Source organism: Cytobacillus pseudoceanisediminis, assembly GCF_023516215.1.
Lineage (GTDB): Bacteria > Bacillota > Bacilli > Bacillales > Cytobacillaceae > Cytobacillus > Cytobacillus pseudoceanisediminis.
Genome location: NZ_CP097349.1, coordinates 1643020 through 1656221 on the forward strand (window position 1 = coordinate 1643020; position 13202 = coordinate 1656221).

Consider the following 13202-nt stretch of genomic DNA (forward strand, 5'->3'; position numbering starts at 1 on the left):
TTGAAACTTTTTATGGAGTTTGTTCGTTTAATATATAATAAGGGGATATAATAATGGAACTTAAAGAATAGAGAAGGAGTCATCATGGAAAAATTTCAGCGTTTCAAAGAAGCTTTTGCTGGGTTTTGGCGAAAAAAACACCTGACACAAATCCTGCTTCTTTTAACACTAACAATAATACTTTTAACCATTCTATTTTTTGCATTTCTGGCAGCTACAGCAAACGTGGAGACCTTAAAAGAAGGTTTAAGGCAGTCAACTGTTATTTACGATAAAGATGGCGATGCTGCTGCAGGACTTGCCGAGAATAGGGCAGAGGGTGCAAATATTGAAGAATTGCCGGATCATGTAGGCAATGCCGTAATTGCGATTGAAGATGAACGCTTTTATAAGCATAACGGATTTGATATTAAAGGAATTGCCAGAGCCTTTTTTGGCAATTTATTTGCTGGTGGCATAACGGGCGGGGGAAGTACGATTACTCAGCAGCTGGCCAAAAATGCTTTGCTTTCCCCTGAACAGACGTATAAGCGAAAAGCTGAAGAGCTGTTTCTGGCCGTAGAAATCGAAAAAATTATAAAAAAGATGAAATCCTGCAAATGTATTTAAATCAGGTATACTTCGGAAGCGGTTCATGGGGAATCGAACAAGCATCCAATAAATATTTCAGCAAAACCCCAAAGGAACTGAGCATAAGCGAAAGCGCACTGCTTGCAGGGCTGCTCCAATCGCCTTCTGCGCTCGATCCTTACAATCATTACGAACGGGCAATGAAAAGAAGAAATGTTGTACTTGGAAAGATGAAAGAGCACAAGATGATTTCAGCCGAAGAGTATAAGGACGCTGTAAATGAAAAGATCCAATTAAAGGAAGGGACACGAAGCAAGCAAGAAAGAAAATACCCCTACTATGTTGATGCCGTACTGGATGAAGCTATAAATAAGTACGGATTAACCCAGGAAGAAATCTTTACTAGAGGATACAAAATATATACGGAAATGGATCAAAATCTGCAATCAAGCCTGGAAAATGTTTATGAAAAGGACTCAATCTTCCCTCCAGGAATGAACGGAGAGATCGTCCAGAGTGGAGCTGTCCTTCTTGATCCTGCTTCAGGGGGTGTCAGAGGGCTTGTCGGAGGCAGAGGTGAACATGTATTCAGAGGATTCAACAGGGCCACACACATCAAGGCCCAGCCTGGATCAACACTTAAGCCACTAGCTGTCTACACACCAGCACTTGAAGAAGGCTACTCACCAACATCCATGCTTAAAGATGAAAAAGTGACATATGGAGATTACACACCAGCTAATGCATCCGGACAATACGCGGGCAAAGTGTCCATGTATAAAGCTGTGGAAGACTCTATCAATGTCCCAGCGGTTTGGCTCCTTAATGAAATTGGACTTGATAAAGGTCTGGATGCACTTGACAGGTTCGGCATACCGCTTGAAAAAGAAGATGAATATTTAGGGATTGCCTTAGGCGGGATGAGAAAAGGCGTCTCACCCTTAAAGATGGCAGAAGCATATGCTGCATTTCCAAATGGCGGAAAGCGGCAGGATGCCCATTTAATTACGAAAATAGTAGGCCCAACAGGCAGCATCATTGCCGAACGCGACAAAGAAACAGTTAAGGTTACGACAAAAACAGTATCGAATCAAATGACTTCCATGCTGTTAAATGTGGTTGAAACGGGTACAGGAAGCGCAACAAAGATAGAAGGAGTTCAAATTGCCGGAAAAACGGGATCAACCCAGCTCCCATATAAAGACATTAACGGAACGAAAGATCAGTGGTTTGTTGGCTATACGCCGAATTTGGTTGGCGCCGTTTGGCTGGGGTATGACCAGACTGACAGGGAACATTATCTGTCAAAAAGCAGCTCTGAAACAGCAGTACCTGTATTTAGAGCGATTATGGAATCAAGCCTGCCATATATGCAGGAAGAGGAATTTACTACTAAATCGATAAATGAAAAGCTGGAAAAAAAGGAATTAACAGAGGAAATTGGACAAACCATTAAAGAACAGGCCGAAAAATTTGAAGGCAAATTGAGGGAGGATCTTCCCATTTGGAAGGAAAAATTGAGCGAAGGCAAGCAGGAACTTGAGGAATTCGGCAGATACCTGAAAGACAAATGGGATCAATTCAGCAATTAAAAGAAAAGAGAGAATGGCCAAAATAGCCATTCTCTCTTTTTGTGCCTCAAGTAAACTTTATACTGGAATAATTCAGGAAAACAGTGTAATCTAAATATTTATAGCACACACTAACAAAACGACAGCATATGCTAGCGCGTTGCTAGCTTTCAGATATTAATGGCTAGGAGGATTCAAATGAGTGGAGAAACCCGTATTCAGCTTAACGTCCGCATAACAAGAGAGACTTCAAATATGCTCGATGAAATTGTTGATTATTATCAGGAAAACACGAAACTCGGCAGGATTTATAAAGGCGACGTTTTAACAGATATTATTGAAAAATCATATGAAGTAATGAATAAGCAAAAAAGCTCAATAAGAAATTTTAATCCTGATTGGAGGGGGATTACATGAGAGATGTAAAACTAACCGACATATATCAGCATCGGATCGCACAGAAATATATTACACGCTCCGGCATCGCTCATGCTATTGCAGTTGCCTATCATGCTTTCCAGCTCGCACAAGAATCCGGAGAAGACGTTGATTCTGCGGCTAAAGCAGGTTTCATGCATGACATTGGCCATTATACCTGGTACAAAAATGGAAAGTGGGATTACGACCTTTACCGGCTGAATGACATTCATGCCATTAAAGGTGCTGAGCGGGCACACAAACTCCTAATCAGGCTTGGAGAAAACCCGATTAAAGCTAAAGAAATAGCCTTAGCCATCCTTTTTCACACGGATTCATTTCTGCCTGGCGGTGAGGTTGTAAGAACTCCGCTGCAATCCATAGTCAAATTGGCAGATGAAAAAGATGAAGAACCCGGAGGAGCGCATCATTATCGTGAACTCGATTTTGGGCGGGCTATGAAAAGCCTCGAAATACTCGATAATAAGATTGATGATTACCTTAAGAAAAAGAAGAATAACCTAAATTTCTGTCATGTTATGCGCTTCCCCAGGAAATCCGTTACTTATGAACTGTTATTTTTTGAAGGGAAGCGCCTATTTCATGAAGAAATATAATTTATGATAGAAATAATCCGATTATCAATATTATTATGTCCAGGGATGGTGTTGCGGCAGTGAGAGCAAGGACTCGAAGACAACAGTCATTTAATGTGGAAGAAATCAAATTTAAATTAACAACTGTATTTCTGCATCTCTCATTTTATGCATTTATCATATTTATCCTAATATTATTCTTGGAGCTATTTGGTTAAGTACATACAAACATGCCAGGGCAATAAAAGCGGATTTGCCCTGGCGTGAAGATTATGGATTTGGCAATATGCCTTTTTCCTTTAAATAATTTTCCACTTCTCTAAATTCTTCTACCGGCACAAATGCTATGTCTTTTTTCCGAAGAAGATCCTGAAGCCCATTTTTGGCAAAAGTAATGTCAGCATACTCCGCCGGGTGGGAATCCGGTTCACTGTCCCCAATAAAAAACACAGTTTCATATTCCTTCTTTAAGTCCTGAATGACCTTCGATTTATCAATGCCATATCTTTCAGAGTAATGCTGATGATTCTCATCTATATTCATGTGCACATTCTTCTCATGATAATGCCCTTCATTCGAAAAAACCTTTACATGTTCCACTCCATATTTTTTTAATAGGTGATAAATATAATAGTCTGTGCCAGCACTCAAAATATAAAAATCTCCGCCGTTCTGCTGAACCTTTTTGATAAAGTCAGGTACATATTCATCAATTTCTATTGAATAAATATCGTTTATAATTTGTTCTTCATCCTGATTGATGGAAGTGAAGACTTTATTCAAAAAGTCGATATCCTTTATCTCCCCAGCCTTCCATTTGGGCATCAGCTTGCGCCCCTCCGGAAAATATTTATCCATCATAATCAAATAGAAGTCTCTTTTTGATATTGTTCCGTCAAAATCTGAGACAAAAGCCCACTTTTTCATTCTATAAACCTCCAATAAGACATTTCTGCTTTTTATGCTGCTATGCTATTTTAACTTTACCCTTTGTTATTTATTTTCAATCAGTGAAAAAACGTCTTTTAATTTTATTCCTGGAGAGATTAATGGTATTATTAATTTGATTTTTACATAAGGAGATGATTAGTATGGCAGAAAAAGGATACATATTAATGAAAAACGGTGAAAAGGTTGAATTTGAACTATATCCTGAAGCGGCACCAGGGACAGTTGAAAATTTCAAAAAGCTTGCGAACGAAGGCTTTTATAATGGTTTGTCTTTCCATCGTGTAATTCCTGGGTTTGTAAGCCAAGGAGGCTGCCCTAATGGAACAGGAACTGGCGGACCTGGATATACAATCAAATGTGAAACAGAAGGCAACCCTCATAAGCATGAAGAAGGTTCACTATCTATGGCACACGCGGGCCGCGATACAGGCGGAAGCCAGTTCTTTATCGTTCATGAGCCACAGCCTCATCTAAACGGTGTTCACACTGTTTTTGGAAAAGTAACTTCAGGCATTGAAGCAGTCAAAGCGATGAGAAATGGCGATGTTATGGAGAAAGTTGAAATTTTTGAAGGATAAATAGTTCAGCAAAAAGAGCCGAAATGGCTCTTTTTTGTTTTATACCCAGGTGATTTTATATAATATAAAAGTACCTTGCCAATAATGAAAGGATGATTATATGGAGCCTATAAAAGATCATTTAAAAGAAAATCTTGATTTGCTTTTTGTCGGCTTCAATCCGAGTATCCGTTCAGGAGAAACAGGTCATCATTTTGCAAATCCTAATAACCGGTTTTGGAAAATTCTCCATGAATCGGGGTTAACTCCCAGAAGATACAGCGCAGCGGAGGACTATAAATTATTGGATCTGGGATATGGGATGACAAATATTGTTTCCAGGCCAACTAAAGCAGCGGACGAAATAACAAAGGAAGAATATAAAGAAGGCAGAGAAGAACTGATTAAAAAAGTAGTTGAACTTAAGCCAAAAGTCATTTGCTTTGTTGGAAAAGGAGTATATCAGGAATACAGCCGCAAAAAGAAGCTGCCATGGGGAGTACAGGAGGAATCTGTGGTTCCCGGAACAATTGATTTTGCTGCTCCTTCGTCTTCTGGACTGGTCCGAATGAAAATGGATGAAATCATTCAAATCTATGCGGAGATTCCGAAGCTATTAAAAACTCTCATATAAAACCAGTTACTTGAATGGTTTGCCGCCTGGTCAGCCTAATGCCATTTCATAGGGCAAATAGCACACATTCTTCCTTTTTCACAAACATTATTCTAGTAATTTCCCCTACCAACGGTACTGTTAATTAATATTCAGAATTGTTAAAATAGATTCAACAGCAAGAACCAGCTTCAATTTAATCTCTTAAGGAGGGAAAGAAATGGAGCAATATGTTCGTGTTATTCCTTTTAAGGTGATTCGTCAGGAAGAGGAAGTTTTGGAAGTTCCAAAAGGCGTGGATTTAATACAGGCGCCAAAAATGTGGAACGAAACAAAAGGAAAAGGAATTAAAATTGCTGTTTTGGACACCGGATGCGACCTAAGCCATGCTGATCTGAAGGATCGAATAACAGGAGGACGGAATTTTACAGATGACGATAACAGCGATCCAAATATTTTCAAAGACTATAATGGCCACGGCACACATGTTGCTGGAACTATCGCTGCGCATGAAAACGATGCTGGTGTCATTGGGGTAGCTCCTGAAGCAGATCTCCTTATTGTGAAGGTCTTAAATAAGGATGGTTCCGGCCAATATGAATGGATCATCAATGGCATTCATTATGCCATCGAACAAAATGCTGATATCATTTCCATGTCACTTGGCGGACCAGCCGATGTTCCTGAACTGCATGATGCGATAAAAGCGGCTGTTAAAAAGAATATCCTTGTCGTCTGCGCAGCAGGAAATGAAGGGGATGGGGACGATTCTACAGACGAGTTTGCTTATCCTGGCTGCTACAATGAGGTGATTAGTGTGGGTGCTGTAAACCTTGAGAGGGATTCTTCCGAATTTACAAACTCACATAATGAAATTGATTTGGTGGCACCTGGTGAAGAGATATTATCTACCTTCTTAAACGGGAAATACGCAACGCTTAGCGGCACTTCAATGGCAGCACCACACGTTTCAGGTGCGCTGGCCCTAATCAAAGATTTAGCAAACAAGCAATTTGAAAGAAAGCTTTCAGAACCAGAACTATATGCACAATTAATCAGAAGGACAGTTCCATTAGGCAATTCGCCTAAACTGGAAGGAAACGGTCTTGTTTATTTAACCGTACCTGAGCATTTAGCCGGGATCTTTGTCCAAAAATTCAAATCCATGGTCCATAATGCTATATGATTAAAGTGAACAATATTTCAGCCGCATGGGCAGAGGCTCAGTCAAAGTATATTGAAAATGCTCAGAATGAACCCTATTACGATGCTCAGAAGGATAAAATCAATCTGGAGGATTACTACAGCACCCTTGATTTAGAAAAAGAAGACATCCCAGAACAAATCCATACTCTGGTGGTTCGTACCCATAACCGGCAATTGGATTACTCACCCCACCAGTATGTATATCCATGGGTGGATCTGCAGGAAAATCTCAAGCTAAAAAGTTTATATTCCGGGAAAGGGATGGACCCGCTTAAAGCCATTGACCAGGATCTCAAGCTTCTGCAGTCGATTCAGGAAAGCGGCTATAGCAGCATTGAAAGAGTAATTTTTAATACCGAACATGTCGTTCCACAATCCTGGTTTGAGGAAAGGCAGCCAATGAGAGGGGATCTCCATCACCTGTTTGCCTGTGAACCGGCATGCAACAGTATGAGAAGCAACTTCCCCTACTTTGATTTTGAAACCTATGCTCCGGATTTCGAGGCTGAGAGTATCAGGAACGGATGCGGAATGGCAGAACAGGAAAAGTTTGAGCCTGAATATGGAAAGGGTATTGCCGCAAGAGCAGTATTCTATTTTGCTGTCAGATATAAAAAAGTAATTAAAATCGAAGAAAAGATGGATATGCAGATTTTACTGAGATGGCATGCAGAATATCCAGTGACTGTATATGAAAAGCATAGAAACGCTGCCATTCAAGAACTCCAGGGAAACCGCAACCCATTTATTGATTTTCCGGAACATGCTAAGAAAATGTTAGGATAATAAGAGAGCCCGCCTGAAACTCAGGCGGGTTTGTTTTATAATATAAAATAAAAAAGGAGCAATCATGTGCAGGCATTCACAGAAAAAGTTATAAAAATCATTAAAAACATCCCAAGAGGAAAAGTCATGACATACGGGCAAATCGCAAGGCTGGCCGGGAGCCCCCGAGGAGCTAGACAGGTGGTCCGGATCCTTCATACCCAAAGTGAAAAGCATCAGCTTCCGTGGCATCGGGTTGTGAATGGGAAAGGGGAAATTGGGTTTAAAGACGGAGATTTGCATGACATTCAGAGAGAACTATTAGAAAATGAGGGGATACATTTTAATATAAATAAAAGACTTGATTTGCAGGAATTTGCCCACGAATCCTCACAGCAAAAATAAAGAAGCGTGCATTCAATTAGAAGTCACGCTTCTTTATGATCATAAATACCTATTTTGTCTTTGATGCATATTCCTCAATCATCTCAATTGTTACATACTTTCTAGCAGGTATAATTCCCTGTTTAGAAAGTTCATTGATTTCAGCGGTTACTTCATTTATCTTATCCGCAGAAAAAGGAAGTCCTCGCCTGCATAGATCCAATGCTTGCTCAATATAGTATTCGCGCTGCTGTTCCAGGGCAGCAAATTTCGTTATAATCTTATTCTGCTTTCCTACATGTTCTGAAATTGCTTTATGTACACTCATACTTTCCACCCCTTAAAAAATTCACCTGCTTTTATCATACCATTTTCTAATACCATTTTAAGAATAAATCTTCTTAGTAGCATAATATTTATTTTAGAAAAAATTAGAAATAATAGCCAGTCCTCATAACTTCTGCAGTGGAGAATAAAATAGTTAAGTAAATTAAAAATTGATTCTTTTTCCTCATTATGGAAATAAAGGAAACACACCTTTCTAAGGAGAAAAGGTTAAGAAACAAAAATGGAAGGTGGTTTAATACATATGAAAAAGAGTGTAAAAATAAATATCAGTTTATTGCTGGTATTTATGCTGGCACTTGTTCCTTTTGCTCAGCCTGAATCGCCTCAAGTCCAAGCAACGGAAGAAGGCAGCGAACTTGTACAGCAGTTAAACCAAATGCTTAATAATGATCCAATTCTTCAGGGGGCTTGCAGGAGTCAGTATCCGCAATGCAGAAACAGGCGAGCTGGTATACGACCATATCGGGGATATACGTTTAAGACCGGCTTCTAATATGAAGCTTCTGACAGCAGCAGCGGCTCTAGAAACATTGGGAGAAAATTATCAGTTCACAACAGAACTTCTTCATACAGGTTCAATAAAGGGAAAGACACTTCAAGGTGACTTGATCTTAAAAGGAAAAGGAGACCCAACCCTTTTAAAGAAGGATTTTGATTCATTTGCCGTTAAAGTAAAAGAAGCAGGCATTAAAGTTATTCATGGCAGCCTGATCGGTGATGACACGTGGTATGATGATATACGCTATTCCACCGATCTATCATGGAGCGATGAATCATGGTATTATGGCGGACAAGTTTCGGCACTTACAGCCTCCCCCAACGAGGACTATGACGCAGGCACAGTAATTGTAGAGGTTTATCCCGGAGAAAAAGCCGGGCAGGAACCGATTGTAAAAATGGAGCCGGAAACAGATTACATAAAGATCGTCAATAAGGCTAAAACCGTCTCTAAAGACGAAAAGAAGGATATCCATATTGAAAGAGATCACGGTACGAACACAGTTACAATTGAAGGAGAAATTCCAGTTGAAGGCAGCCGTTCAAGGGAATGGATCGCTGTATGGGAGCCTACTGGCTACGCATTGGATCTATTGAAGCGCTCTCTCGCTGAACAAGGCATTAAAATCAAAGGGAAAACAGAAGCTGGCACTGCTCCAGAAGGCGCAAAACTATTTGCTGAGCATAAATCCATGCCTATCAAAGATTTGCTCATACCATTTATGAAATTAAGCAATAACGGCCATGCGGAAACATTAATCAAGGAAATGGGCAAAGCTGTAAAAGGAGAAGGCAGCTGGGAAAAAGGGCTCGAGGTATTAGAAGAACAAGCTGAAGCCCTTGGAATGAATAAGGAAACCCTCGTGCTCCGGGACGGTTCCGGAATCTCACATGTAAACTTAATTCCGGCAAATGAAATCTCAAAACTTCTTTTCGAAGTCCAGGACGAAGAATGGTTCAGCTCCTATTTGAACTCATTGCCGATTGCCGGCAATACAGACCGGATGGTGGGGGAACTCTTAGAAATCGCATGAAAAACACCAATGCCGACGGAAATGTCAAAGCAAAAACAGGTTCCATCTCAACAGTCAGTTCATTATCAGGATATGTTAAGACGGCCAGCGGGGAAGAACTTATCTTTTCTGTTATTCTGAATAACTTAACTGATGGCGGTCAAGGTAAGGTTATAGAAGACAAAATTGCCACGTTATTAGCCGATCAATAAACAGTATAGAAAAGCTGAAGCCGTCCGCCTACCGGCTTATGACCTCAAGCTTTTAAGAGCCCGAAACTAGACACGCTTAGACCCGGGAGCCGAGACAATTATCTAACTTCAGAATTTGCACATTCTTAACTATTAAGAAAAAGGGCAGGTTACCATTTCGCCGGTTTACCTGCCCTTTTTCTGTCTTATTCTGCTTTTGCTGCCTGTATCTGCAGGTCAATTTTCACTTTATCTCCAACAAGTACTCCGCCTGTTTCTAGGGCTGAATTCCAGGTTAAGCCATAATCGCTTCGTTTGATTGCTCCAGCAGCAGTAAAGCCGACTTTTTCATTACCCCATGGATCTTTGCCTGATCCTTCATATGTCACAGTGAAGGTTTCTGTTTTTGTTGCACCATGAATTGTAAGATCGCCGGTAACATCATATTCATCATCACCCTTGCTTACAATGCTTGTTGATTTAAAGGTCATTTTCGGGTGGTTCTCAACATCAAAGAAGTCCGCAGAACGCAGGTGGTTGTCACGATCTTCATTGCGTGTATCAACACTTGAAAGTGAAACATTGAATGTAATATCAGCAGTTGTTAAATCTGCAGGATCTGCAGTTATTTCTGCATCAAAGCTATTAAAGCTGCCTTTCACGTTTGCGATCATCATATGCTTGATAGAAAAATCCACACTGCTGTGCGCAGGATCAACTGCCCATTTTGTTTTAGCCATATTTTTCTCCTCCAATAGTTCGAATTCATTTGTTTTGAATTCAAGATATTTTAATTCTAGATAAATTATATGCCGGTTTAAGTTTTATGTCAATGATATTTTTTCAAAAGATGGTAAAATGAAGACTACTTAAATTATCAATATCATACATAACCTAAGTCATAATCATTACATTACGGTTTAGTGATGTTTAAAGGGGAACGAACCATGAATCAGCTTGAACAGATTTACAATAATGCTGCAGAGCATACAAAAATAAAAATCCTGGAGGATGCCGACCGCTATCTGGGCAGTAAAGAGTCGATGCCCTCCTATAAGGAATATCTTTCTGAAAGATTTCATTATATCGATCAAATCTGGGTAAATGTATGGCTGAATAAAATCACTGCCAAAATATCCAAGCATGAAAAAGAAATATCTAAGTGAAAAAGGGTACGACACCGAAAATGTTGACAGGAAAATAATCAATCACTTATTCCGGACTGAAATGAGGGATTATCAGCCTTTTAACAGTTTGGACTGGCTTAATGACCTCTTTGAAAACAATAATGAAGCATGGGCTGGGCGCTATGAGAATGCACGGGCTCATTATCTGCATAAAGCAGAAGAGGAGCTGCTTCAGCGAAAGAAGTATCGAATCCGCGAAGATATTGAAAAGAATATTGATGAAATTATTGAAAGAGATTATAGCCTTCTTTATCTTCATGTCAGACATATGGCTTCAAAGCAGCTGGTTTCCGATTTTAGAAACAAGATAAGATATCAAAAAGCGGATACCTTTGCTCTGGAGGAAAAGCTTGAAGAGACAGGCAGCTTTGATGCAGGTGATTATACTGTAATGGGGGAATTCCTTGATGAGCTGACAGGAAATATCCATAAAGCATTGTATGGAGGTAAAGGTTACTTTGAATATGAAGCCTATTACTATGTCTATAAGAACCATATATCAGGATATCTGTCCGATTCTCTGCAATCGCTCGTCCTGCAGAACCTTCCGCATCATTTATTCGAGGAATATGAAGACGCTTATCAGAAACCGCTGACCGGTAAGTCGGTGAAGAAGTTAATGGCCCATACCCTTCAGGATCTTGATGAAAGCTTTTTGAAAGCATTCAGGAGGAATATATTGAAGATCTGCTGAGGCTTGCGGATATACCGTTTGACCCTGAAGTCCATAAAGATCTGCTCGAGAAGGATATTGCTGACAGAGAAAGAAAAATAGCAGAAGAATTGGCTGAGCAGCAGCGGAAGAAAGAAGAAGAGGAACGCATGCTCGAATATATATTCGGGCAGGAATACAGCCCCTCTGTGGAACGGGCCAAAAGGTATGTACTTCATATTGGTGAAACCAATACAGGGAAAACACATCATGCCCTTGAAGGAATGAAATCAGCCCAAAGCGGCATGTATCTGGCACCTTTAAGGCTGTTGGCACTGGAAGTATATGATAAACTGAACCGCGAAGGTATACCCTGTTCTTTGAAAACCGGTGAAGAGGAAAAGGCAGTTGCCGGTTCTGAGCATCTTTCCAGCACGGTTGAAATGTTCTACGAAAAGGACTATTACGACGTCATTGTCATTGATGAAGCCCAAATGATCACGGATAAGGACAGAGGCTTCTCTTGGTATAAAGCCATTACCAAGGCAAATGCAAATGAAGTCCATATCATTGGCAGCCGCAGCGCTAAAAGCATGATGCTCCAGCTTCTTGGCGAAGCAGATATTGAATTGAATGAATACAGCCGGGATATACCTCTTGAAGTCGAAGCAAAGGAATTCAAATTCAGTCATGTACGAAAAGGCGATGCACTCATCTGTTTTTCAAGAAAGAGAGTGCTTGAAACTGCCTCAAGGCTTCAGCAGGAAGGGCACTCAGTAAGCATGATTTATGGAGCGATGCCTCCTGAAACCAGAAAAAAACAAGTCCAGCGTTTTACAAAGGGAGAAACTTCCGTCATTGTATCCACTGATGCCATTGGGATGGGACTCAACCTGCCTATCCGGAGAATTGTTTTTTGGAAAATGATAAGTTTGACGGAACAAAAAGGAGAACCCTTACTTCACAGGAGGTTAAGCAAATTGCTGGAAGGGCAGGGCGAAAAGGGCTTTATAACATTGGAAAAGTTGCTTTTACAAAAGATATCAAAAGAATGAAGGCCTTGCTTGAAATGGAGGATGCCCCGGTCCACAGCTTTGCCATAGCCCCAACAAATACAGTATTTGAAAGATTCCAAAGGTATTACCGCGATCTCGGATCATTCTTTGAGCTTTGGGATAAGTTTGAGAGCCCCAGAGGAACCAAAAAAGCGGCATTAACAGAGGAGAGAGACCTATATGAAAGGATACGCGGAACAGAAATTGAAGCAAAGCTTGGACTAATGGACCTGTATGGTTTTCTCCATCTGCCATTCTCAAAAAAGAACATGATCTTGTCCGTCAATGGGAAGAGACCATGTATGCCATTATTGATGGCGAGGAGCTTCCAGAGCCCAGAATTAAGAACCGTAATCTGGAAGAGCTGGAATTGACTTATAAAGCAATAGGCCTGCATTTGCTGTTCCTGTATCGTCTTGAGCAGAGAACAGAAGCGTTATATTGGGAAAGATTAAGGGAAGAAATCAGCGATCATGTTCACGAAAGACTAAAAACCGATATAAAAGAGCTCTCAAGAAAATGCAGAAAGTGCGGCAAAAAACTGCCCTGGGAACACGAATATCAAATCTGTGATGAATGTCATTCTTCACGTTCAAGGAGAAGATATAATTATTATAGAAGGTAATGA

10 protein-coding genes and 3 pseudogenes are annotated in these 13202 nt (G+C 40.3%); 10 read left to right on the forward strand and 3 right to left on the reverse strand.

The window, feature by feature from the left end; all coding sequences use genetic code 11:
• The first annotated feature begins 84 nt into the window (after nucleotides 1–84).
• The 3 genes and pseudogenes from M5V91_RS08750 (at nucleotide 85) to M5V91_RS08760 (ending at nucleotide 3175) form a co-directional block, all read left to right on the forward strand.
• A pseudogene (locus tag M5V91_RS08750) lies at nucleotides 85–2162 on the forward strand (transglycosylase domain-containing protein).
• A gap of 177 nt (nucleotides 2163–2339) precedes the next feature.
• On the forward strand, nucleotides 2340–2558 hold the full coding sequence (locus tag M5V91_RS08755; RefSeq protein WP_284522012.1) for a hypothetical protein: 219 nt from the start codon (nucleotides 2340–2342) through the stop codon (nucleotides 2556–2558).
• Nucleotides 2555–3175, forward strand: a complete 621-nt coding sequence (locus M5V91_RS08760) for an HD domain-containing protein (RefSeq protein WP_284522013.1) — start codon at nucleotides 2555–2557, stop codon at nucleotides 3173–3175. Before M5V91_RS08755 ends, M5V91_RS08760 begins: the two co-directional genes overlap by 4 nt.
• Nucleotides 3176–3424: 249 nt before the next feature.
• On the opposite strand, the gene M5V91_RS08765 is transcribed toward M5V91_RS08760, so the two are convergent.
• Nucleotides 3425–4081: an MtnX-like HAD-IB family phosphatase gene (locus tag M5V91_RS08765; RefSeq protein WP_251175497.1), complete on the reverse strand. Its 657-nt coding sequence runs from the start codon at nucleotides 4079–4081 to the stop codon at nucleotides 3425–3427.
• 164 nt (nucleotides 4082–4245) lie between these two features.
• Between M5V91_RS08765 and M5V91_RS08770 the strand changes: the two genes are divergently transcribed.
• The 5 genes from M5V91_RS08770 (at nucleotide 4246) to M5V91_RS08790 (ending at nucleotide 7651) form a co-directional block, all read left to right on the forward strand.
• The gene (locus M5V91_RS08770) at nucleotides 4246–4683 is read left to right on the forward strand and encodes a peptidylprolyl isomerase (protein ID WP_019379934.1); all 438 of its coding nucleotides are present in this window, start codon (nucleotides 4246–4248) and stop codon (nucleotides 4681–4683) included.
• Nucleotides 4684–4783: 100 nt separating this feature from the next.
• Nucleotides 4784–5296, forward strand: a complete 513-nt coding sequence (locus M5V91_RS08775) for a mismatch-specific DNA-glycosylase (protein ID WP_019379935.1) — start codon at nucleotides 4784–4786, stop codon at nucleotides 5294–5296.
• Between the two features lie 199 nt (nucleotides 5297–5495).
• A complete protein-coding gene (locus M5V91_RS08780; protein ID WP_251175498.1) occupies nucleotides 5496–6461 on the forward strand; it encodes a S8 family peptidase in 966 nt (321 codons plus the stop codon).
• Nucleotides 6458–7267, forward strand: coding sequence for an endonuclease I family protein (locus tag M5V91_RS08785; RefSeq protein WP_251175499.1), 810 nt, complete (start codon nucleotides 6458–6460; stop codon nucleotides 7265–7267). Before M5V91_RS08780 ends, M5V91_RS08785 begins: the two co-directional genes overlap by 4 nt.
• 66 nt (nucleotides 7268–7333) lie before the next feature.
• Nucleotides 7334–7651, forward strand: coding sequence for an MGMT family protein (locus M5V91_RS08790; protein WP_251175500.1), 318 nt, complete (start codon nucleotides 7334–7336; stop codon nucleotides 7649–7651).
• Nucleotides 7652–7700: 49 nt separating this feature from the next.
• Here M5V91_RS08790 and M5V91_RS08795 read toward each other — a convergent pair whose 3' ends face one another.
• A complete protein-coding gene (locus M5V91_RS08795) occupies nucleotides 7701–7958 on the reverse strand; it encodes a YpbS family protein (RefSeq protein WP_009334613.1) in 258 nt (85 codons plus the stop codon).
• A gap of 261 nt (nucleotides 7959–8219) precedes the next feature.
• Between M5V91_RS08795 and dacB the strand changes: the two are divergent.
• Nucleotides 8220–9701, forward strand: a pseudogene (dacB, locus tag M5V91_RS08800) (D-alanyl-D-alanine carboxypeptidase/D-alanyl-D-alanine endopeptidase).
• Nucleotides 9702–9886: 185 nt separating this feature from the next.
• On the opposite strand, the gene M5V91_RS08805 reads toward dacB, so the two are convergent.
• Nucleotides 9887–10420, reverse strand: a complete 534-nt coding sequence (locus tag M5V91_RS08805; RefSeq protein WP_009334615.1) for a YceI family protein — start codon at nucleotides 10418–10420, stop codon at nucleotides 9887–9889.
• A gap of 207 nt (nucleotides 10421–10627) precedes the next feature.
• Between M5V91_RS08805 and M5V91_RS08810 the strand changes: the two are divergent.
• Nucleotides 10628–13199 (forward strand): annotated as a pseudogene (locus M5V91_RS08810) (helicase-related protein).
• The last annotated feature ends 3 nt before the right edge of the window (nucleotides 13200–13202 follow it).